Source organism: Rheinheimera baltica (assembly GCF_030731985.1).
GTDB lineage: Bacteria > Pseudomonadota > Gammaproteobacteria > Enterobacterales > Alteromonadaceae > Alishewanella > Alishewanella baltica.
This window is the reverse complement of the sequence record NZ_JAPJDY010000008.1, coordinates 138153-160713: the sequence shown is the minus strand read 5'-3', so window position 1 is coordinate 160713 and position 22561 is coordinate 138153. Positions and strand designations below refer to the sequence as shown.

At 46.7% G+C, this 22561-nt stretch carries 19 protein-coding genes and 2 tRNA genes; 12 read left to right on the top strand and 9 right to left on the bottom strand.

Annotated elements, in window-relative coordinates; translation table 11 throughout:
- Positions 1-81: 81 nt before the first annotated feature.
- The 4 genes from ORJ00_RS14390 to ORJ00_RS14375 form a co-directional block, all read right to left on the bottom strand.
- On the bottom strand, positions 82-606 hold the full coding sequence (locus ORJ00_RS14390) for a hypothetical protein (RefSeq protein ID WP_306140174.1): 525 nt from the start codon (positions 604-606) through the stop codon (positions 82-84).
- 26 nt (positions 607-632) lie between these two features.
- Entirely contained in the window at positions 633-1085 is a 453-nt protein-coding gene (locus ORJ00_RS14385) for a hypothetical protein (RefSeq protein WP_306140173.1), read from the bottom strand.
- Between the two features lie 83 nt (positions 1086-1168).
- Positions 1169-1429: a WxcM-like domain-containing protein gene (locus ORJ00_RS14380; protein ID WP_306140172.1), complete on the bottom strand. Its 261-nt coding sequence runs from the start codon at positions 1427-1429 to the stop codon at positions 1169-1171.
- Positions 1430-1676: 247 nt separating this feature from the next.
- Positions 1677-2522 carry a trypsin-like serine protease gene (locus ORJ00_RS14375; protein ID WP_306140171.1) on the bottom strand — a complete coding sequence of 282 codons (846 nt, stop codon included), beginning with the start codon at positions 2520-2522 and terminating at the stop codon, positions 1677-1679.
- A 225-nt stretch (positions 2523-2747) separates the two neighbouring features.
- Between ORJ00_RS14375 and ORJ00_RS14370 the strand changes: the two genes are divergently transcribed.
- Positions 2748-3155, top strand: coding sequence for a hypothetical protein (locus tag ORJ00_RS14370; protein ID WP_306140170.1), 408 nt, complete (start codon positions 2748-2750; stop codon positions 3153-3155).
- Positions 3156-3193: 38 nt separating this feature from the next.
- On the opposite strand, the gene ORJ00_RS14365 is transcribed toward ORJ00_RS14370, so the two are convergent.
- Positions 3194-3394, bottom strand: coding sequence for a hypothetical protein (locus tag ORJ00_RS14365; RefSeq protein ID WP_306140231.1), 201 nt, complete (start codon positions 3392-3394; stop codon positions 3194-3196).
- A 124-nt stretch (positions 3395-3518) separates the two neighbouring features.
- Between ORJ00_RS14365 and ORJ00_RS14360 the strand changes: the two genes are divergently transcribed.
- On the top strand, positions 3519-4289 hold the full coding sequence (locus ORJ00_RS14360; RefSeq protein ID WP_306140169.1) for a DNA/RNA non-specific endonuclease: 771 nt from the start codon (positions 3519-3521) through the stop codon (positions 4287-4289).
- Between the two features lie 151 nt (positions 4290-4440).
- Here the strand turns inward: ORJ00_RS14360 and ORJ00_RS14355 are convergent, their stop codons facing one another.
- Together ORJ00_RS14355 and ORJ00_RS14350 are read right to left on the bottom strand one after the other, a co-directional pair.
- Positions 4441-5160: a glycoside hydrolase family 25 protein gene (locus ORJ00_RS14355; protein ID WP_306140168.1), complete on the bottom strand. Its 720-nt coding sequence runs from the start codon at positions 5158-5160 to the stop codon at positions 4441-4443.
- An 85-nt stretch (positions 5161-5245) separates the two neighbouring features.
- On the bottom strand, positions 5246-6238 hold the full coding sequence (locus ORJ00_RS14350) for a ligand-gated ion channel (RefSeq protein ID WP_306140167.1): 993 nt from the start codon (positions 6236-6238) through the stop codon (positions 5246-5248).
- A gap of 359 nt (positions 6239-6597) precedes the next feature.
- Between ORJ00_RS14350 and ORJ00_RS14345 the strand changes: the two genes are divergently transcribed.
- The 3 genes from ORJ00_RS14345 to metH are packed head-to-tail and all read left to right on the top strand — an operon-like array spanning position 6598 to position 11225.
- The gene (locus ORJ00_RS14345) at positions 6598-7524 is read left to right on the top strand and encodes a homoserine O-succinyltransferase (protein ID WP_027671505.1); all 927 of its coding nucleotides are present in this window, start codon (positions 6598-6600) and stop codon (positions 7522-7524) included.
- Positions 7525-7539: 15 nt separating this feature from the next.
- On the top strand, positions 7540-8604 hold the full coding sequence (locus ORJ00_RS19035; protein WP_370304650.1) for a homocysteine S-methyltransferase family protein: 1065 nt from the start codon (positions 7540-7542) through the stop codon (positions 8602-8604).
- Positions 8604-11225, top strand: coding sequence for a methionine synthase (metH, locus tag ORJ00_RS14340; RefSeq protein WP_370304649.1), 2622 nt, complete (start codon positions 8604-8606; stop codon positions 11223-11225). Before ORJ00_RS19035 ends, metH begins: the two co-directional genes overlap by 1 nt.
- A 78-nt stretch (positions 11226-11303) precedes the next feature.
- On the opposite strand, the gene ORJ00_RS14335 is transcribed toward metH, so the two are convergent.
- Both ORJ00_RS14335 and ORJ00_RS14330 read right to left on the bottom strand, forming a co-directional pair.
- On the bottom strand, positions 11304-14861 hold the full coding sequence (locus ORJ00_RS14335; protein WP_306140166.1) for a hybrid sensor histidine kinase/response regulator: 3558 nt from the start codon (positions 14859-14861) through the stop codon (positions 11304-11306).
- A 72-nt stretch (positions 14862-14933) separates the two neighbouring features.
- The gene (locus ORJ00_RS14330) at positions 14934-15422 is read right to left on the bottom strand and encodes a TIGR00645 family protein (RefSeq protein WP_027671502.1); all 489 of its coding nucleotides are present in this window, start codon (positions 15420-15422) and stop codon (positions 14934-14936) included.
- 183 nt (positions 15423-15605) lie between these two features.
- On the opposite strand from ORJ00_RS14330, the gene ORJ00_RS14325 reads away from it, so the two are divergent.
- The 7 genes from ORJ00_RS14325 to ORJ00_RS14295 all read left to right on the top strand — a co-directional run bounded on the left by ORJ00_RS14325 (position 15606) and on the right by ORJ00_RS14295 (position 22422).
- Positions 15606-17627 (top strand): S46 family peptidase, encoded by a 2022-nt coding sequence (locus tag ORJ00_RS14325; protein ID WP_306140165.1) that lies wholly within the window; start codon positions 15606-15608, stop codon positions 17625-17627.
- Between the two features lie 125 nt (positions 17628-17752).
- Entirely contained in the window at positions 17753-18478 is a 726-nt protein-coding gene (locus tag ORJ00_RS14320; RefSeq protein ID WP_240474887.1) for a DUF2189 domain-containing protein, read from the top strand.
- A gap of 2 nt (positions 18479-18480) precedes the next feature.
- Entirely contained in the window at positions 18481-18927 is a 447-nt protein-coding gene (locus ORJ00_RS14315) for a regulatory protein RecX (RefSeq protein ID WP_027671499.1), read from the top strand.
- Positions 18928-18957: 30 nt separating this feature from the next.
- Entirely contained in the window at positions 18958-21576 is a 2619-nt protein-coding gene (gene alaS / locus ORJ00_RS14310; RefSeq protein ID WP_370304654.1) for an alanine--tRNA ligase, read from the top strand.
- 302 nt (positions 21577-21878) lie between these two features.
- Positions 21879-22079, top strand: a complete 201-nt coding sequence (gene csrA, locus ORJ00_RS14305) for a carbon storage regulator CsrA (RefSeq protein ID WP_027671497.1) — start codon at positions 21879-21881, stop codon at positions 22077-22079.
- A 165-nt stretch (positions 22080-22244) separates the two neighbouring features.
- Positions 22245-22334: transfer RNA gene (locus ORJ00_RS14300), tRNA-Ser, on the top strand.
- 11 nt (positions 22335-22345) lie between these two features.
- A tRNA-Arg gene (locus tag ORJ00_RS14295) sits at positions 22346-22422 on the top strand.
- Positions 22423-22561 lie beyond the last annotated feature (139 nt).

Here is a 22561-nt window from a genome sequence, read left to right as displayed (position 1 = left end):
AACATAACGCCCCGCGCATGCGCGCGAACGTGTGAGCGTCGCAGGGGCCGCAGGCCCCGAATGACGCGGATTGTTAGGTATTTAATTCTCTATACGAACGGATACGCCTATAAAATCTGCAATGTTACCTGCCAACTCTTTTGTTACTGAAAGATCATTATGCTCTTCTAGTAAAATAGACTTATCGTTATTTTTTATCAGAGAAAGATTGTAAGAGTCAAAATCATCACTTTTGAATACTCTGATTTGGACTTCTTTAATATCGTCGAAACGAACTAATTCATTACCGTTATGCGTTATTGATTTTGAGTCGAGGTTGAAAGCATAACAATCACCTTTTGCAAAAACTGTTATAACATCGCGAAACTTTTTTACCACTATAAGCGGAAGCAGAAGCAGAAGCACAATTAGCAAGAGTGGTTGCTCTTTGACTTTAGCCACAATCGAATTCATGAAATCCACATTTGAGAAGTCCTGACCAAATACACTATAAAAGATTGAAGCGATTAAAAATGCAGCTAATAAGAAACCAATTAGTTCGCTTTGCTTAGATCGTGCAAGCAAAAGGGTGTTTAAATTTCTTTCTTTTATTTTTAGTGATCTCACGAAAACTCCGATGAATACCTAACGCTTCAATCAGCCGACGCCTTAGCGGTCGGCTGTATTGACTTGTTAGGGCCCAACTTGCCAATCTCAGCCCGGCCAATTGCAAACTCTTGTACTCTACTCAATTTAACTTTTGAAACAGAAATGGCGACCCCTGCACAAACAGGGCCTAGCAAGTATACAAAAGGGTTTAGTTGTAGCAGCCAACAACCAGCGAAATGAAACACCATAGCAAGTATGCCTATGGGAATACGCGGCTTCAATCGGTAGGGAAAACCGGTATACCTCGCAAATATTCCAATAACCGCAGCAGGCATTAGTAACATAGGCAGAAAAATGCCACCTATTTGAGCAAATAAAAAGTACAGTGCCGCGGCAGGCAGTGCCCCACCCAATGCACCACCAAAAGCTACAAGTGGACGTTCTTTTCGATTGATTTCATCATACGCATCCTGCATTTCTTCGATGGAATATCTCATGATTTCTCCTTACTGCAGAGCCCTAACGCCCAAATTTGCGGGCGACTGAAGCGCAGCGTAAGGCGCTCCGCAAGATTTGATTGTTAGGCCCCGACCGCACGGTGCTCAGTGCCAGCGCCAGGCGTAAGGAACAGCATAGTGGTTGCCACTGAAGTTTTAACTGTGTGCCAGACATTCTGCGGCACTAGAACATAGGAGCCGGGTTCACTCAACTGCACAGAGCGTTCGTTGCCAGACTCCTCAAGAACGACGGCGGCTGAGCCAGAGATTAGCATGACCAGCTCCTCTCCGGCAGGGTGGCGCTCCCACATGGACCACGGCTCAGAAAAAGTGAAAGCTGACATGAGCCTGCCCTGATCCAGCTGCGGATGTTTCCCAGCAGCCAGCTCACTCCAGAATGACTGAGACACGGGAACCGTATCGGCTAGTCCGCAGTCTCGGAAGTGCAAGTATGTGCTGAGGATGTCTTTGGCAGTACTCAATGTTGACTCCATTCTCGCCTAACGCTTTGCTAATTGGCTGCCGCAGCGCAGCGTAGGCAGTCCAGTGGAGGCCACGCTTTTTGTGGCCGGAACGAAATTAAGCAATTTGTTAAATTGCATTTGGTTTCAACCCGATGTCAGAACACACTTCGGGTAAAATCTGTTCTGTGAGGCCTGCAGGAAGGCGCTCCAATTTTGGAAGTGCTAGTTGCCGCTGATCAGCATCTTCGCCAGTCGTGATTGTTTCAATCCAAGGCTTAAAGAAAGACACTCTGGAATACACTTCCACTACACCGTACTTCCCGATATCGCCGCCTTCAACTCTGGAGCTAATACCGAGTAAGTGGCTCGTACCGTCAATAGTCAGATAGGCTGGGCCGCCACTATCGCCCCCACCAGAAACACCTTCGTGTGGTAAAGCTGCATCATCTCTGTCAAATTTGAATTTTAATAGCGGCCCCTCTGCTTGTTCGATTCGATTTTCGGCTTTTCGTAAAACTCCGCCATTTTCATAATTATCAACCGTTTGTCCGGTTAGCCCATTTCCAGTGCCGCCAACACCGATAAACCATATTATCTTGCCAACTTCATCTGTTTTTTCATACAAACTCGCCGGTTCTACATCCTTTATTTGATTTACTAATTTTATTAACGCAATGTCGTGACTTTTACCTGGCTGATAATCTTTATGAACAAAGACACTTTCCACTTTGTGGTAGCCATTATTTAGACCGATGTAGCTACCAGAATTAATACAGAACGTTGCGTGAGCGGCAGTCACAATCCAATCAGGCTTAATTAATGTGCCATGAGCCCCATCAACATACAGTGTTGCCAATGGTGCAAAATCTGCAGAGTCAGCAAGATATTTTTTGTCATCAACATCATGACGGACCACAATTGCTAAAGCCGATAAGCTTGAAATTATTAATAAAAAAGACAGAAATATACGCATGACTTCCCTATGCAATTTAACGCTTATTAGGCCGGTCGGCCCGTGTTTAAACACGGGGTGACCCGTACTTGTAAATTTTATGTATTGTAGATTACTGGGCATTTAGAGAAAATACAACGAGATGCGAAAGCCCAAGTCTGTGCTTTGGTAGAAAATACGGGTCGAACCGTCTAACAAGGCTAATTTGACACTTTCCCATTTGGTCACTGGCATTAAGGTATATCTATGACGCGCCGCACTGGCTGGAAGCTATTTTTTGTCATCAACATAATTTACTTATTATTGGGCCTGTATAGCTTTGTGCAAGCGACACAGCAATCTATTACAATGAACGACAATGATATTTTTGGTTGGTTGTTTCTGTTGGTTTTTGCTTCGCTTGGCATTGTAGCTAGCTATGGCTATGCTTGGCGAAAAACGATTGGCTTTGGCAAGTTCTGGTATTTATTGCTTGTTGCTATACTCGTCAGTGTTATATACGAAGGCTTTCAGCTATACCAGGCTAACGATATTGACGGCAGTGAAAAACTGTTTGTGACTATTGTGGGTATTTTGTACTTTAGCTTTTTCAGTCGACTAATGTTGAATTACGCAACCGAGGATAAATCTCCGCCAACAAAATCCACAAATTAATTATCCAACTAAAAGACGCCTAAGCGCCTTTTTTGAATTCAACCTGCACGTATTACTTGGCGCTTGTCACCTTGTTCAACGAAAGCTGGAACCATAAGTTCGCAACCCGTTTCAATTTTAGCAGGCTTCAATACTTTACCTGATGTGTCGCTACGTGCTGCTGGTTCTGCGTATGCCTTAGGGGAAGGCCATACTTTTTGCCAGCCGAAGTCAAAAGACCTGGCCCTAGAGGTTTTAATCAGTAATAGCGATTTAAAAAATACAGATTACCGGCTTGCACTTATCAAGCTGATTAAAAGTTGTTCATATCTTTGTAACTTTGCTCGGACAGGATGCTTGTAGTTTAATAACCCGAGCATCATCATGAAAACGATAACCTTTATAACGTTTACGCTTACAGCTATTCTGTTTGGCACTTCAGCTAACGCGGCTAATTGTGCTTATAACTGCCCAACCGGTAAATCTGGCCAGACTATTGAAAGGCCAATTTACACGCTACACAACAACAGCAGCACTAAGTTTGCCAATTGGGTGGCTTACAAAGTAACCAAAAACACCATTGATGGACCCAGCCGGACCCGGACGTGGAAAGCAGACCCAAACATCAACTCAGCATATACGCTTGAACCCGCAGACTATACCGATGCGGCTGCAGTGCTTAGCACAGACCGTGGCCATCAGGTGCCTTTGGCGGCGTTTAGTAATACTGCTTACTGGGCAATGACGAATTATCTCTCTAATATCACACCACAGTCTGCTAACCTGAACCAGGGGGCTTGGGTAAAGTTGGAAACTGCCGTTCGTAATTTGGCTCGCACCGGCCAGGACGTTTATGTAATCACCGGGCCATTGTATGAATGGTACTTTGGGGCTTTGCCGGGAGCTGATGAAGGCCATACTATCCCGTCTGGCTATTTCAAAGTGGTCATTACGGATAACGCCGGGTGGGTAGAGGCGTCTGCATTTATCATGGAGCAAAACCTTAACCGCTCTGCCAGTTTCTGCCCACGTGAGGTTACGGTTAATGAAGTAGAACGCCGCAGTGGGTTAAATATTATGCCGTTACTGCCGTCATACAAAGAGCCTGCGGTTGAAGGGCAGGTTGGTGGTTTAAAAACGGAGTTAGGTTGTTAACGTGCCGTCCAAAGGGTATGTCTTGCTGCATACCAACAGGAGTTAACAACAGACCTAACTAGGAAGTCTAAATAGGGGCCTTAAGGTTAATTAGCACAGGCCCTTTTTTCTGGCTCTTTTTCGATGCTGCCTTGAGCGTTGTTATACCCGTTTACGGCAACAATACATCAGAGAATGTTTTATCACGGTTATTGAAATAGTTAAGATCAACTTCTTTCTCCACCCCGGGAAGCGTTGATTGCTCTGTCCATTGCCAGAAATGCCAATCCAGCCATCCTTTTGGACTTACGGGTTTTTCCACGCCATACTCCGCAATCCACAATGGATACTGGCCAAACTTGTCAGTCATATGCTTGTTCCAGAAGGTGCGGCCGGTGTAAATAATCGGCTTTTTACCGTAATGCGCGGTCAAAATATTAACAAATACCTGAAGTTTGTCTGCCACATCAGGGGCGGTATTTTTGCCCAGTAACTCGATGTCTACTGCAGGTACCAAATCGCCACTGCTTAGCTTGACGGTATCGATAAAAAACTGCGCTTGTTTCTCTGGCGGATCTTCGGTGACATAAAAATGATAGGCGCCACGCACAATGCCTGTTTTTTCAGCATTCTGCCAGTGCGAATCAAAGTTAGGGTCTTTGTCATCCATGCCTTCAGTCGCTTTGATAAAGACAAAACGCATCCCCACTGAAGAGAGCTTTGGCCAATCCACTTCGCCGTTATGGTGCGACAGATCAAGCCCGTGGTACTCAATAATTTGGCTATCGTCCGCAGTAGCTGCAACCTGAAGCGACGTAAAAATCAGTACAGCGAAAACGCTAAGTAGATAGGCTATTTTTTTCATATTACCCTTAAGAATGATATCTGGCATGCAAAGCAACCTAGTTTTAATTTAGGCAAGCTTTACCCTTTAATATGGCATTTCGCATAATACCAAACCTTGTAAACACTTCTTCTTAAAACAACGCCAGGAAGCTAATTATTACCATTACTAGCAGCAGGCTGGGCCAGTAAAGTAGTTTTGGTAGCAAAATGTTATACGGTGCCAGTTTACGCTGCACGTTTAGCGGCGCTTTAACGACAACACTGCACAGCAATACTACGATCATTGCGATATACAGTAGCAGATAAAAATACTCGATGTAGACAATGCTCTGCGCTGGAAACTTAGCACGGGTATTAAGCTGTAATAACACCACCACAACACACAGTGCCGATATGAAACCGATAACCAACTTAATAGAAAAGCTGTTAAACGCCAGATTGCTGGGCTTACGGCTTATGGTTAATAACACGGCAAATAACAGCACTGCGACGGCTAATGCCGGCAGAACGTTAACCACAAAGGCATTATTGCGCTTTAGTACCAGGTTAAAATGCAGTTCCGGGCTTTGTGCAGCAGTGGCGGTGGGGTAACCAAAATTGCTGTGGTAGCTGGCGGTTTTAACATCGAAAAAGGTTGCAGCTATCAACCAGTCACTCAGAACAATATCGCGCTGGACGCCATAGATGTTTGCCATGCCGGAGTCGTTATAAGCGTTGAAATCGGGGATCAGAATCGTTTTACCATCAAAATCATCAGATAAAATGCGCAGCTTTACCGTTTGCTGATCCAGAGGGTACTGGCTGTAATCAAATTGCTGGCGCAGGGTGGTTTCAAAAAACCACGCTGTCAGGGTTTCATCGTCCTGCACCTTTTGATTAACGTCATTCAGCTGCGCGCTACCCTCTATTGCATCTGGAAAGTAAAAACCGGCTTTGGCCTGCAGCGGGCAATCGGGCGCTATGGGGACTTTTTGCCAGATATAGCCGCTGATATGCACATCGTTAAGTGAATGAAAGCTCAGCGATTGCAAAAACACGCCGGTTGCAACATACGCGCAGTGCGGTACATCGTCTTTAGTTGTCTGTGCCAGCTTGGCTATCCAGTTATCGCGATCCATGTTCATGTGTGTTAACTGATGTTCAGTTGCCTCGACCTTTGGGGCGGCCTGAAACCACATATATGCCAAGATGGTAATACCTATAACGCTGCTGCTAAGGCTCAACAGCAGGTAAAAACCCAGGTTCTGCAAAGGGTGGGAGCTAATTTTGTCTGGCATGTTAAAAAGAATATATAAGTTAGGCGCCTGCTAAGCCTAGCTGCTAGCAGGTGAATTGCCAGCATGGCTGTAAGACAAAACTGTCCATTTATCTCTTTCTTGAACGATCTGAAAGTCTCTTTATTTGGCCATCTAAACGTATAGAAGTTGACTTTGCCGTCGGTTTTGCGCAAAGTAGCGGCTATGTGTGCTAATGGGGTTTGGCTATGCCTATTAAAGTGATCGATCAGTTGCCGGCGGTAGAAGCGCTGTCGGCAGAAAATGTCTTCGTAATGACCGAGAGTCGGGCGCAGTCGCAGGATATACGGCCGCTGAAAATTGCCATTCTCAACCTGATGCCAAATAAAATTGCCACTGAAATTCAGTTGCTACGTTTATTGGCTAACAGCCCATTACAAGTAGATGTCGATTTGGTACGTATTGATGATCACGTGAGTAAAAATACGCCACCGAGCCATTTAAATTGCTTTTACCGCTATTTTTCAGACGTGCAGCAGCAAAAGTACGACGGCCTGATTATTACCGGCGCGCCGTTGGGGCTGGTGGACTATGAAGACGTGAGTTACTGGGATCAATTTGGCGATATTCTGCGCTGGGCAGATAAACACGTTACCTCAACGTTGTTCTTATGTTGGGCTGCACATGCCGCGCTGTATCAGTACTACGGTTTACAGCGTGAAATACGCGGCGAGAAACTTTCCGGTGTGTATTGGCAAGATGTTGTGCAGCCACTGTGTCCGTTAGTTCGCGGTTTTGATGATGCCTTTTTAGTGCCCCATTCACGTTATGCGCAGGTGCCAAAACAGAAATACCAGCAACACGATGATTTACATATTCTGGCGGAAGCGGATGCGACCGGCGCCTATTTATTGCAAAACAGCAGTGGTAGCCGGGTATTTGTTACTGGTCACCCGGAATACGACTTAACAACGCTTGATGACGAATATCAACGTGATGTCGCCGCAGGCGTATCGGCAAAATTGCCGGAAAATTATTACCGTAACAATGACCCCTTACAGGGACCACAAAAGTTATGGCAGAGCCATGCCTTTTTACTGTTTAGTAATTGGTTAAACTATTATGTTTATCAGGCTACCCCATTTGATTTGGGCCAGATAGGCCAGACGGCTTAAGGTAAAGAGTATTCTATGACAGCAAGATTAACGCCTGAACAATTTCGTCAGTTGATCGCTCAACGTATTTTTATTCTTGATGGCGCCATGGGCACCATGATCCAGCAACATCGCTTAGAAGAGGCCGATTATCGCGGCGCGGAATTTGCCGATTGGCCCAGTGATGTTAAAGGCAATAACGATTTACTGGTGCTGACGCAACCGGATTTAATTGCTGATATTCACCGGCAATATTTGTTGGCCGGGGCGGATATTGTTGAAACCAATAGCTTTAACGCCACCACTATTGCCATGGCTGATTACCAGATGGAAGGTTTATCGGCGCGGATTAACCGTGAGTCGGCAGCGCTGGCGCGTAAAGTATGCGATGAGATAACTGCGCTTGAGCCCGATAAACCGCGCTTTGTCGCCGGTGTGTTAGGGCCAACTAACCGCACCGCGTCTATATCACCTGATGTAAACGACCCAGGCTTTCGTAATGTCAGTTTTGATGAGTTAGTAGACGCTTACACCGAATCTACCCATGCGTTAATTGCCGGTGGCGCCGACATTATTATGTTGGAAACCATTTTTGATACCTTAAATGCGAAAGCTGCGGCTTTTGCCGTACTTAAAGTGTTTGACGAAGTTGGCTATAAACTACCGGTGATGATCTCCGGCACCATTACCGATGCGTCTGGCCGTACCTTGTCGGGCCAGACTACCGAAGCGTTTTATCATAGCCTGGCCCATGTTGAGCCGGTATGTTTTGGCCTTAACTGCGCACTTGGACCAGATTTGCTGCGGCCTTATGTCGAAACGCTGTCGGGCGTATCAGAAGCTTATGTTTCCGTGCACCCCAATGCAGGTTTGCCAAACGAGTTTGGCGAATACGATTTAGGCGCTACAGAGATGGCTGCAGAAATTGCCGATTGGGCCAAACAGGGCTTTTTAAATATTGTTGGTGGCTGCTGTGGCACCACGCCTGAGCATATAAAAGCCATCGCTGATGCGGTAAAAGATGCGCCTGCCCGCCAACCAAAAGCGCCCGGCCATAGTTTTAATTTAGCCGGCCTTGAAGCCTTTTCTCTGGAGTGGTAATGCGACAACAGGCCCGATTTATTAACGTTGGCGAGCGGACGAATGTTACCGGCTCAGCCAAATTTAAAAAGCTGATTTTAAACGGCGACTATGAAGCGGCGCTGGATGTAGCACGCCAGCAAGTGGAAAACGGTGCGCAAATTATTGATATCAACATGGATGAGGCGATGCTCGACAGCAAAGCCGCCATGGTGCGCTACTTGCAGTTACTGGCGTCTGAACCCGATATTTCGCGGGTACCCATTATGGTCGACTCGTCGAAGTGGGAGGTTATCGAAGCTGCGCTAAAATGTATTCAGGGCAAGGCGGTGGTTAACTCTATTTCGCTAAAAGAAGGCGAAGCGCCGTTTTTACATCAGGCGCGTTTGCTACGGCGTTATGGCGCTGCTGTGGTGGTGATGGCGTTTGACGAGAAAGGCCAGGCTGACACCAAGGTGCGCAAGGTCGAAATTTGCCAGCGTGCTTATAAAATCCTTACTGAGCAAATTGGCTTTCCGCCCGAAGATATTATTTTTGACCCGAACATCTTTGCTGTTGCTACCGGCATTGAAGAGCACAACAACTACGCGGTCGACTTTATTGAAGCCACCCGCGAGATAAAGCGTTTATGCCCGCATGCGAAAATATCCGGCGGTGTGTCTAATGTGTCCTTCTCGTTTCGCGGTAATGACGCAGTGCGTGAAGCCATTCACTCAGTATTTTTATACCATGCAATCGGCGCCGGTATGGATATGGGCATTGTTAACGCCGGCCAGCTTACCGTGTATGACGATATTCCATCACTGCTGAAAGAGCGGGTGGAAGACGTTATTTTAAACCGCCGTGACGATGCTACCGAAAGGTTGCTAGAGATTGCCGCCCAGTTTAAAGGCGATGGCAGCGTGGCTGAAAAAGTGGATGATGCCTGGCGCAGTTTACCGGTAAATAAGCGGCTTGAGCATGCGCTGGTAAAAGGTATTACCGACTTTATTGATATTGATACTGAAGAGGCGCGTCAACAAGCCGAAAAACCGCTGCACGTCATAGAAGGGCCGTTAATGGACGGCATGAACGTAGTGGGGGACTTGTTTGGCGAAGGCAAAATGTTTTTGCCGCAAGTGGTTAAATCAGCCCGGGTAATGAAAAAAGCCGTGGCCTATTTGCAGCCGTATATTGAGCTGGAAAAAGAGGGCGGTCGGGCGCAGGGCAAGGTGCTGTTGGCCACAGTAAAAGGCGATGTGCACGATATCGGCAAAAATATTGTTGGTGTGGTGCTGCAATGTAATAACTTTGAGGTTATCGACCTTGGCGTTATGGTGCCCTGTGCTGAGCTGTTGCGCGTGGCGAAAGAACGCGATGTTGATGTCATTGGTTTATCTGGCCTTATTACACCGTCGCTGGATGAAATGGTGCATGTTGCCAAAGAAATGACCCGCTTAGGTTTTACCCAACCGCTGCTGATTGGCGGTGCTACTACGTCTAAAGCCCATACTGCCGTGAAAATAGAGCCGAATTACGCCAATGGCGTGGTGTATGTGCCGAATGCCTCGCGCAGTGTGTCGGTGGTGCAGTCACTTATAACACCGGACAGCAAAGCGGATTATTTAAGCCGGATTAAAAACGAATATGTCGTGGCGCGCGAACAACATGCCCGCTCGCGCCCCGGTGAAAAGCTGCTTAGTTTAAATGAAGCTAAAGCGAATAAGTTTCAGCTTGATTTAAGTAAGGTGGCGCCGGCACCAAAACAGTTAGGTGTGCAACTATGGCAGGACGTTGATCTTAACGTGTTACGCGATTATATCGACTGGACACCATTCTTTTTAACCTGGCAGTTATCCGGTAAATACCCGGCCATACTTAACCATGCTGAAGTGGGCATGGAAGCGCGTAGAGTGTTTAAAGACGCTAATGCCATTCTGGACACCATGATTAATGAGGGGCATGTAAAAGGTAAGGCCGTATTTGGTTTATTTCCGGCTAATAGTGACGGTGAAGATATTGTGGTTTACACCGACGAAAGCCGCAGCACCGAAAAAGTTCGCTTATATAACCTGCGCCAACAGTTGCAGCTGCGCAATAATGCGCCCAATTGCAGCCTGGCCGATTTTATCGCCCCGGTGGGCAGCGGGGTTAAAGATTATATTGGCGGTTTTGCCGTAAGTACCGGTTTTGGTGCTGACGAATTTGCGGCTAAATTTGCTGTTGAGCACGACGATTACAACAGCATTATGGTTAAAGCACTGGCCGACCGTTTAGCTGAGGCTTTAGCCGAATACCTGCATTTAAAAGTGCGGCGCGAATACTGGGGCTATGCCGCAGGCGAGACGCTTGATAACGAGCAGCTTATTCGTGAGTTGTATCAGGGGATTCGCCCGGCACCCGGTTATCCGGCGTGTCCGGAGCACACTGAAAAAGGCACCTTGTGGCAGTTGCTGGATGTTGAAGCGCAAACCGGTATTGTACTGACCGAAAGCTACGCCATGTGGCCAGGCGCTGCGGTTAGCGGTTGGTACTTTGGCCATCCTGACAGCAAATATTTTGCCGTGAGTAAAATAGGTGATGATCAATTAATCGACTATGCCGCGAAAAAAGGTTGGAGCAAGGAAGAAGCAGAAAGCTGGCTGGCGCCCAATATACGCTGATACGGCAAGGCGCGTTATTTTAGCTGTGTTACAGCACAGGTAAAGCGCGCGCTCATATCTGCTGGCCTGCTTTGTTTTTCATTGCAACCACTTGTCGAGTAATTGCGCCATTGTAGTGATATCGATAGGCTTCATTAACAGATCATTCATGCCAGCTTGTGCGGCGTTTTGACGGGTGATATCGGCGCTGTGTGCTGTCATAGCAATAACCGGTAGAAGGTCTAAGCCTGGCAAGCGACGAAGTTGTCTGGTGGTTTCGTAGCCGTCAATGCCGGGCATTTCTATATCCATCAAAACAAGGGAAATCGTGTGTACTGCGAGGCACTCCAGAGCCTGTTCACCATGGGTGGCAGTGATAATGTTGTAGCCCAGCTTATGCAAAATTATCTTCGCCAACGCCTGATTAAAATAGTTGTCTTCAACTAACAAAATGGTGTGTTGTGCTACTGTAGCCGCGTTGCTTGGCTGGAGTGTTTGCAGTGTTGTTGGCTCAACGGCGCTTAAGGTTATATTTGCCGCTTCAGCAAATTCCAGACTAAAACTGAACGTACTGCCTTTGGCGGGTGAGCTACTCACAGCCAGCTGGCCTCCCATCAATGTTACCAGCCGCTGGCAAATTGTCAGGCCCAGCCCCGTGCCGCCATACTTGCGACTAATTGAACTATCCGCTTGATTAAATGCAGTAAACAAGAGCTTTTGCTGGCTTTCGCTAATACCGATACCGGTGTCACGCACGGCAAAATGCAACTGCCAGCCTGATTGGTTGAGCTGCGCGTTAATACTCAGGCTAATATCACCTTGCTCAGTAAACTTAATGGCATTACTTATCAGGTTAATTAGTATTTGAGACAGGCGAAGTGCATCGCCTTGCAGCTGATCGGGTATTTGCTCGTCCAAATACAGGCTGAATTGTAAGCTTTTTTGCTTAATGTGTTCGCTAAACATGTCACTGACCTGTGCCACTGTATCGCGCAGACTAAAAGCAGCCTGTTCTAACTCCAGCTTGCCGGCTTCAATTTTAGAAAAATCTAAAATGTCATTAATAATGCTGAGTAACATTTTTCCAGCGCCGCGTATCTTGGTAATGTAACTTTGCTGTGTCGTTGGGTCTTCGTTGAGTTGTGCCAATTCAGAAAAGCCTAATACTGCATTAAGTGGTGTGCGCAGTTCGTGGCTCATGTTGGCCAAAAAGTCACTTTTTGCCTGCGCTGCGGTTTCGGCACTTTGCTTGGCTTGTTGCAGTTGCATCATGGTTTGTTGTAAGTGGGCCGTGCGTTCTTCTACCTGGCGGGTGAGTTGGTGTTTTTCCTGTAACAGATGATAGGTGCGCCATTTCAGCAAAAAATACATAATGAGTAGCGCAAATGTTATGTACCCAATCCAGGCGACTGTGCTGGCATACCAGGGCGCAGCAATATGAAAACTTAACTCTTCAGAGAGTTGCAAATTTCCCTGATGGTCGCGACTGCGCACCATAAAATGATAGTCCCCTGGCGCAAGGTTGGTGTAATCGCGGTACAATTCGTTACTCCAACCAGACCAGGCTTTATCATGCCCTTGCAGTTTGAGCTGAAACTGCGGCTGAAATAAGTGGCTAAAATTGGGGCTGGCATATTCAAAGCGCAGTGCATTGCTGTTGGCGTTAAGCTTGAGTTGTTTAGGTAAAGCCCCTCCGTGGTAAAATGTGCTGCCATCAAGTGTTCTTAGTTGGCGAAGTAAAGGCGGTTTAGGTGGCATATTGCGATGTTCATCCAGCGCAAAGCGGAATAGCCCCTCAGCACCGCCAAACCAAATCACGTTTTGTGCATCAATCAATAAGGTGTCTAGCGGGATATCCTGCAACGGCAGTAGGGCAGAAGCTTGCCAGCGATACAGGCCTTCACTGTCAGCAAACAGCACGCCTGCCTGACGCCGGCCAGTATCATTGTCCCAGGTAAGTAACCACAAATTATTATTTTTGTCAGCTTGCGGATAGCGAACCCAAGGCTGGGTAGCGCTAAATGCTGCAGCTAACTGTGGGTCCAGAAAAAATTGCTGGCTTGGCGGGTCAAAGCGGTAAAAACCGGCAACCGTTGCAATTAATAATGCGTTTTTATACCAGTGCACAGCGTTGCGGTTATTACTGGGTAAGCCATCGGTCTTACTAAAATGTGAAACGGTGAACGAGGCGGAATTGCCGCCTTGCCAATTTGGGGGTAATTGAAGCCTATACACACCATGGGCCAGAGTGCCCAGCCAGAGTTCGCCGTCGGCGGACTCTAGTATGCTGTTAAGATTACCACTGACGCCCGGCACCCGGCCTTCATCTCGCCATTCTCCTTGCTCATAGCGCATGCTAGCCAGACCATTTTGCAGGCCAATGTAGATGCGTTGTGGGTCTAACCTTGATTGATACAGTACTTTGCTGGCCAGTTCTGACGCACGTATTAGCTTCAGTTCAGTTCCGGTTTTAGCGTAGACGCCTTTACCATTAGCGATAAGGAGTTGCTCGTTATAGCTAATAAAATCCCAGGTTTGCTTTTGTGCTTGCTCAACTGCCTCAAAACGGTTCTGCGCATTTTTACGAAATAAGCCCAGGCTGGTGCCGGCATATAAGGTGTTTTGATGCTGGTACAACGACAGCACATTGCCTTGCAAACCACTGGTGCTGTTGTAATAGGAGATAGCTGCGGACAAATCTATGCGGCTTAAACCATGATCCAGCGCCAACCATAAACCTTGCTGATGGTCTTGATACAGCGCACGGATATTCTGGTCTACCAGACCAAGCTCGGTAGTAAGGTGGCTTTTTAGTTTGCCATCAGCGGTCAGAATATATAAACCGGCATTTGTAGTGCCAAGGGCAAAGTCGCCGTTTTTTAGCCGTAAACCACTGTAAAGTGACGCTTGTTGAAGCTGTGCGTCAATGTCGGTGTGCCAGCGTTCAGTACCGGTGCTGCGAAGCAAAAACAGCTCGCCTTCGCGGCTACCCGCAAGCAGCGTATTTTCATCAAAGGATTCGAGCATAAAAATGCTGGTATCACTAAACTGTTCTGCACCGGGCACAGGGCTAAATTCACCTTGCACCAATTGCAGTAAGCCACGGCCTTCCTCTCTGACAAGTAAGCGCTGCTGTAAATAAAATGCTTTGAGAAAACCATTTTCAGAGGCCCAAACGCTGACCTGTTGTGGCGAGATAAAAAAGATATAGTTACGGCTAACGAAATAAACGCCGTCGGGGGTGGTGAAGGTTTGGCGCACATCCTGAAAATTGCGGTATTCTGGCGCAATACGGTCTAATAGCGATACGTACTGCGTTCCACCTGCAGCTTGGGTATCCAGATAGCCAAGTTCGCCTTTTGACCCAACATAAACTTTGCCATCTGCCGCTAAGGCCAATGACCGGACTACTGCTTTATTGTGAGTGGGGATCATCCGCCAGCTAGCACCATCATGCTCAAGCACGCCGACATTGTTGCCAACGTAAAGCACGCCGCGCTGATCTTGAATTATGGCCCAGTTTTGCGTGCCGCCATTGTAATCTTTTGGCTTGAAGTTGCTTAGCAGTGGTGTGCCATATTGCTGTGCATTTGCTGTCTGGCTAAATATCAGCACCAAGGCACAGCAAAGCCAGATTAATTGTTTTAAAACCTTCACTATGCACAACCTCCCTGTTTGCACAGCTATCTTTGCTTGTACACCCGTCAGCGTGTCATTCGGGTGGGCGTTTTATTTGCGTAACACTTTGTCCAGATAGCCCATAGCAAACGCTGATAACACAAACGTTATATGTATCAGTAAATACCATTGTATTTTGTCATTGGCAATGGTTTCGGTATTCATAAAGACTTTAAGTAAATGTATCGACGAGATAGCCACGATAGAGGCTGCGACTTTGTTCTTCAACGACGAAGAGTCCAGTTTACCTAACCAGCTAAGTTTGTCGTCATTACCCTCTAAATCAAGCCGTGACACGAAGTTTTCGTAGCCGGAAAACATCACCATGACAATAAGCCCGCCTACCAGAGCAATATCAATAAGTGACAGCACGACTAAGATTAACTCTACCTCTTTCATAGTCAAAATGGTGGGTATAATGTGGAATATTTCCTGGAAAAACTTAATACCCAGCGCGAAAAGTGCCAAGCTTAAACCCAGATAAATTGGCGCCATGATCCAACGTGCTGAATACATCAGTTTTTCAATAAAATTTTCCATAACCACACCCGAAGTTTCTAATCGCTGTATTATGCGGTTACTCAGTTATAGATCAAGCATTGCTAAAGCTTTTTCTTGTTTGCGTTACAGTTACCGCAAATTCCAGCGTCTTGCCGCAACGACAAAGGATACAGCGTGAGAATATGATAGCGTCATCGCGTTATAAGTCAGCCACATGTTGTTATGATGAAAATTATTTGCTGCAGTATGCTTGCCTTACTGCTGTTACCCCCAAAAGGTAGTGCCGCTGAAGGATTTTGGCTGCCAAGCCAACTTACTGCTGATAGCCCCGTACTGCAACGCTACAAGGGGCAAACATTACCGTTAACTCAGCTACAACAGGTTAGCGGTCGAATTGATAATTGCAGTGCTGCCTTTATATCCAAAGCCGGGTTGTTAATTACCAACGCGAACTGTGTTGCCTCTTATCTGCAGGAATTGTCTGTTGCAAGTGTAGCCCCAGAAATGCCGGTGCCCGGCTTGCAGTTTAGAATGCTGCAGCAAACTTTGGATGTCACCACGACCATTAACCGTCAACTCAGTGGCGAGTCTTCGGCGTATCAACGTAGTATTAAATTTGAGCAAATAAAACAACAGCTGCAAGCGGATTGTGAACAGCGTTCGCAGTTATCATGCGAGCTGAAGACTCTGCACCATGGCCTGGAATTCTATTTACTGCAGTATAAAACCTTACGTGACGTGCGCTTGGTATATCGACCACCACTGTCAACAGCTGATGCCGATCAGCGCTGGCCACGTTATGGTGCGGACTTTGTAATATTGCGTGCTTATGATAGTGCTAATAACGATGGGGTGGCATATGCAAAAGACAATACGCCTTATCGTTCTGCTTTTGCACGATTGTCGCAACAGGGCGTTACCGATGATGAGTTGGTAATATCACCGAGCTTTTCTGTACATAGCCGACGCTATGCTACCGCGACAGAGATTCAGTTCAACTTTGAGCAGCTTTTCCCCCGTTCGATTGAATATTTGCAGCAAGCGACTCGGCTGTTAAAGCAACTGGCTCCAGCCGGTTCAGTTAGAGCTGAACAATACAACAATACGTTAACTGACTTGACAAGCGAAGCTGAAAAACTAAGCGATATGCTGTCGCATTATCAGCGTAGCGGCTTATTATCAGGCAAACAGCAGCGGCAACAGGCTGTGCTGGAATGGATTAATAGTAGTGCTGTTCGACAACAATTATATGCTCCTGTACTGGCTACTTTGGATAGGTTATTACTGCAACAACAACGCGTAGCGCTGCGCGATCTGGTGTTGGATTACCTGAAGTATGCGCAGTTACCTGCTTTAGCTAATCAATTATATCAACACGCCTTGCAGCCAAATCCAACGAAGGCTGCGTTATTAAAAAGCCGAATGCAGCAGTTTGACCTGCGGTTTGATGCCAGAGTTGATTTAGAGCTGGCGCTGCATTTTTTGGAACAATACGCTAAGTTGCCGCAGGGGCAAAGACTAGTGGCATTAGATCAGTATTTTGCGCTCAATGATGGGTTTAATCGTGAAATTGTGCGGCATAAACTGTCAGCTATGTATCGGGGGACGAGTTTGACCGATGCTAATCAGCGGTTGCAATGGTTGCAGCGTAATGCTGAACAGTTCCAGCAAAGTTCAGATCCGTTAATTAGCTTTTCCGTCGCCATGTATGACACGGTGACACAGCTTAATGCTGAGCGCCGACAGTTAAAAACAGCATTAGATAATGCCCGCGCTGAATTTATGGAAGTGCTGATGGCCTATAATGATGCGCAAGCCAAAGCCACTTATGCTGAGGCAAATGGTATGTTGCGTTTTAGCGTTGGAAGGGTAAGTGGCTATCAACCCGTTGACGCAGTGTGGTTTCAGCCATTTAGTACCTTGCAAGGTATGCTAAAGCTTAGCCGCAGTGTTAATAACACCCAACCTGTGTTGGCAGAACATGCCGCTGATAAATTAACTCCGGTAAATTTTCTTAGCAGTATCGACAGTGGTACGGATTATGGCGGCGCCCCCACGTTTAATACAAAAGGCGAAGTCGTTGGGCTGCTCTTTTGTGGTGTAGAAGAAAACTTGCTTGCAGATTGGCACTATGATGAAGCGCTTAGCCGTGCGGTGCATGTCGACAGCCGCTTTATTATTTGGCAATTAAAACAAACTGATGCTGGCCGTGCCGTACTGGCCGAACTGTTTTCTGATATATAACCCGTTAACCTATTCCGAACATAGCGTTATTCTGATTCTACGCTCTTAATTTAGGCTAATTTACAGTATCATGGTGGCGTTGCATCAAAACTATGATAGCCAAGATTTTGAACGTTGGAGAGCATGTGGATAAGCAGTTCCGGGTGAAACTTATTGTAAAGCGCGCGCCCACTTTGGCCGCGATAAGCTGGTTAAAGCAAAGCTGGGTCATTTTTATGCAGGCCCCTATGACATGGCTGCTGATGTTTATTACCATTGGCGCTATTGCATTAGTGGGACAGCTGCACCCTTTAGCAGCCGTCATAAGCATTTTGTTAAACCCGTTTCTTACGGCGGGTGTCTATAAAAGTGTGGTGATGCTACAACAAAAGCAGCCCATTACGTTCACTGATCTATTCAAGCCGCTAAGCGAGAGTGACTGTAGAGCCGTATTCTTACGCATCGCAGCGCTAAATGTATTAGCGTCTATACCGTTAAGTAGTTTAGCGATGACACTGATGCAACAGCACGAGGCACAGCAAAGTGTTGATGCATTAATGTTGATGCTTTTTGTGGTAAGTTTTTTAGTCAGTTGGATGGTTTTTGCTTATGCCGTTGCTATAGCTTACTTTTTAAAAGAATACCGCATATTGGCAATTATTAAGGCCAGCTTTATTGCTTGCTGGCGCAATATAGTGCCGTTGGTCGTCTTTGGCCTCTTGAGTCTGTTGCTGATAATGCTTACCATGCCAACGCTATTTATCGGTTTACTGCTGGTTGTACCGGTGCTGAATATCGCGTTCTTTTTATCGTTTAATGAATTTTTTGCTTTGCAAGTAAAAGCTACTGATGATGGCGTATTGGAAATATAACCTTGGCTGATATCGCAGAGCTTAAACGGATGGCGCTAAATTGGTTAAGCCGGCGTGATTATAGCGAGGCGCAATTGAGTCAACGTTTAGCGCGTCAGGGGGGAGAGCCTGCTGATATTGCTCAGGTTATTGGCTGGTGCAAAAACGAAGATTATCTTAACCAGCAGCGTTTTATCAGTATGTTGTTACGCAGCAGAATAAACAAAGGTTATGGCCTTAACTATATTGTGCAGGAATGCCGCCAGCAGAATATCAGCCGTGAGCAGGTACTAGAAGTTGTTGCTCAGCTGGATGTAGACTGGTTTCAACAGGCTTTGCTGCTTTATCAGAAAAAATATGGCCAAAGTGCAATAACAGAATACAAAGACAAGTTAAAACGTATGGCGTATTTACAGCGCCGTGGTTTTAGCAGCGAGCAGATTCAATTTGCTATTAATCATTTAGAGTAAAACCCAAGCGAACAGGATTTTTCCATGACAATGACATCGGCCAACATCAGGCGTGCCTTTTTAGATTTTTTTGCCAGTAAGCAGCATCAGATAGTATCTAGTAGCTCACTTATTCCTGGCAACGATGCCACGTTACTGTTTACTAACGCGGGTATGGTGCAGTTTAAAGATGTGTTCCTTGGCCAGGATTTACGAAACTACAGTCGGGCTGTTTCTGCACAACGTTGTGTGCGGGCTGGCGGTAAACATAACGACCTGGAAAACGTGGGTTATACCGCGCGTCACCATACTTTTTTTGAGATGTTGGGTAACTTTAGTTTTGGTGATTACTTTAAGCATGATGCTATTGCCTATGCCTGGGAGTTTTTAACCGCAGTGGTTAAGCTGCCCAAAGACAAGCTTTGGGTTACCGTTTATGAAACTGACGATGAAGCTTACGATATTTGGCTAAAAGACATAGGTGTACCGGCTGAGCGTATTATCCGTATTGGCGACAATAAAGGTGCGCCCTATGCGTCTGATAACTTTTGGGCCATGGGTGACACCGGGCCATGCGGTCCTTGTTCTGAGATTTTCTACGACCATGGTGAGCATATTTGGGGCGGCCCGCCAGGTTCACCAGAAGAAGATGGCGATCGCTATATTGAGATCTGGAACATCGTGTTTATGCAGTTTAACCGCCACAGTGATGGCCGGATGGAACCGCTACCTAAACCCAGCGTAGACACAGGCATGGGGCTGGAGCGTATTGCGGCAATTTTGCAGCATGTACACAGCAACTATGAAATAGATACTTTTGTAGCACTTATTAAAGCGGCGGCAGAGGCTACCGGTGCAACAGATTTAACGGATAAATCATTGCGCGTGGTTGCTGACCACATTCGTAGCTGTGCCTTTCTTATTGTCGATGGCGTGCAACCCTCCAACGAAGGTCGTGGCTATGTGCTGCGCCGCATTGTGCGTCGCGCAGTGCGCCACGGTAACAAGTTGGGTGCTAAAGGGGCTTTCTTCTATAAGTTGGTCGCTGCGTTAGTGGCACAGATGGGCGAGGCTTATCCTGAGCTGGCTGAAAAGCAGGCCGTAGTTGAAAAAATACTGCAATTAGAAGAAGAGCAGTTCGGCAAAACCTTAGAACGTGGTTTGGTTATTCTGGAAGACGCGTTAGCGGGATTAAGCGGTACTGAGCTACCCGGCGAGCTGGTGTTTAAGTTGTATGATACCTATGGTTTCCCGGTAGACTTAACCAATGACGTAGCACGAGAGCGTAATTTAACCATTGATCAGGCCGGTTTTGATACGGCTATGGCGGAGCAACGTAAACGTGCACAGCAAGCGTCTAATTTTGGTGCCGATTACAATAACGCGCTAACATCGAATCAGCACACGGTATTTACCGGTTACGAACATGAGTTTGGCAATGCGCAAGTGCTGGAAATTCTACATGAAGGTCAGCAGGTTAATGCGCTAACAGATGGCCAACAGGCTCTGATTGTGCTGGACAGCACACCATTTTACGCTGAATCCGGTGGTCAGATGGGTGATAGCGGCAGCTTGACGCTTTCAAGCGGCGCAGTGTTTGTAGTACAAGATACCATTAAGCTAGGTAAAGCCTTTGCCCACAAAGGCTATATCCAGGGAGCCATCGCAACTGGAGATAAGGTTGATGCACAGATTGATAGTGCGCGCCGGGCAGCGATTAAACAAAATCACTCTGCAACACATTTACTGCATGCTGCCTTACGTGAAGTGCTAGGCGAGCATGTTACGCAAAAAGGTTCTTTGGTTGGGCCAGAGCGTTTACGCTTTGACTTTAGCCACTTTGAAGCGGTTAAACCAGAAGAGCTGCGAACCATAGAACAGATGGTAAATGAACAGATCCAGCAAAATAATGCTTTGCAAACGCGTTTAATGCCCATTGACCAGGCTAAAGCGGCAGGTGCAATGGCGTTGTTCGGCGAAAAGTATGACGATGAAGTGCGGGTGCTGAGTATGGGCGAGTTTTCCATCGAGTTGTGTGGTGGAACGCACGTTAATCGTACCGGTGATATTGGTATGTTTAAGCTGGTGTCTGAAGGCGGTATTGCCTCTGGTGTGCGCCGTATAGAAGCCGTCAGTGGTGCTGGTGCCGTTGCCTATATTCAGCAAATGGAACAGCAAGCTCTTGCGGTTGCCAGTGCCTTAAAAGGTGATGTGTTTAGTATTGGTGAACGCGTGCATCAGGCGCTGGACCGCACTAAATCACTGGAAAAAGAGATTGATCAACTAAAAGCCAAATTGGCCAGCCAGGCGGGTGCGTCATTGTTAGATCAGGCTGAGCAAATTGCGGGCGCAACCGTGTTGGTAACACAATTACCGGCAACGGAGCCTAAGGCCTTGCGTACCATGCTGGATGAGCTGAAAAATAAACTGAACTCTGGTGTGGTTTTATTAGCCACAGTAAATGACGAAAAAATTAGTTTAATTGCAGGCGTAACAGCTGACCTGACAAGCAAAGTACATGCAGGCCAACTGGTGGGCTGGGCGGCTGAAAAGTTGGGTGGCAAAGGCGGCGGCCGGCCTGATATGGCGCAGGCGGGTGGTTCAGACGTCGGTGCACTTGCACAAGTTATTATTGATGCAAAAAATCTTATAAGTGAGAAATTGGGCTAAACTGCTTAAATCGCTGATAAAGAAGGGCAAGAAAGTCCTTCTTTACTGTTCCTGAGGCTGAGTTTTGGCATGGAGATATGTCAACGGTTGTGCCCAGATCAGAAGCAAAGGGTGTCTATTTGTCATTCCACTATGACATGTTGCAACATTATTGTTAGCAAACTAGCAGAAATGCTGGGTTTGAACGCTAATTAATTAAACGCTTTACTTTTAATCGGCTTAGAAGCTGAGTTATGATACGGCGCTTATAGTGTATGTCCCGGTGTGATCCGCGCTGGATAAAAGGAAAAAGGAGCAAACGAATGCTAATTCTTACTCGTCGTGTAGGTGAGACACTGATGATAGGTGATGAAGTTACGGTGACTGTGTTAGGTGTAAAGGGAAATCAGGTACGTATTGGTGTTAACGCACCAAAAGAAGTATCAGTGCATCGCGAAGAGATTTATATGCGTATCCAAGCTGAAAAAGGCGATTCAAGCTCAACTTATGGTGAGGACAACTAAATTACGTTTTGCTTTCGTGCCTTGCTGATGATTTATGCCGTTTTTGTACGTTTTATGACTCATTATCGGTGAATTGCTTAAAAGGTCGACAAACGCACTTTTGATTACCAAAAATTGTTTGACTTATTTTCCTGAGACATTAATATACACGCCGCAACACAGAGCGGAGAAATGGCCGAGTGGCTGAAGGCGCACCCCTGCTAAGGGTGTATAGGGGAAACTCTATCGAGGGTTCGAATCCCTCTTTCTCCGCCAGTTTTTCAGATGGACGCATAGCTCAGCTGGATAGAGTACTCGGCTACGAACCGAGCGGTCGGAGGTTCGAATCCTCCTGCGTCCACCATTTACGAAGAACCCGCTACGGCTAACGCCTTAGCGGGTTTTTTTCATTTTAGCCTGGGACAGACTGACGCAGGCGGGTGAGAAGCTCCGCAAGGTTCGACCAATTTGCCGGGAGCAAATTGGCACAGTGTAAGCTGGCC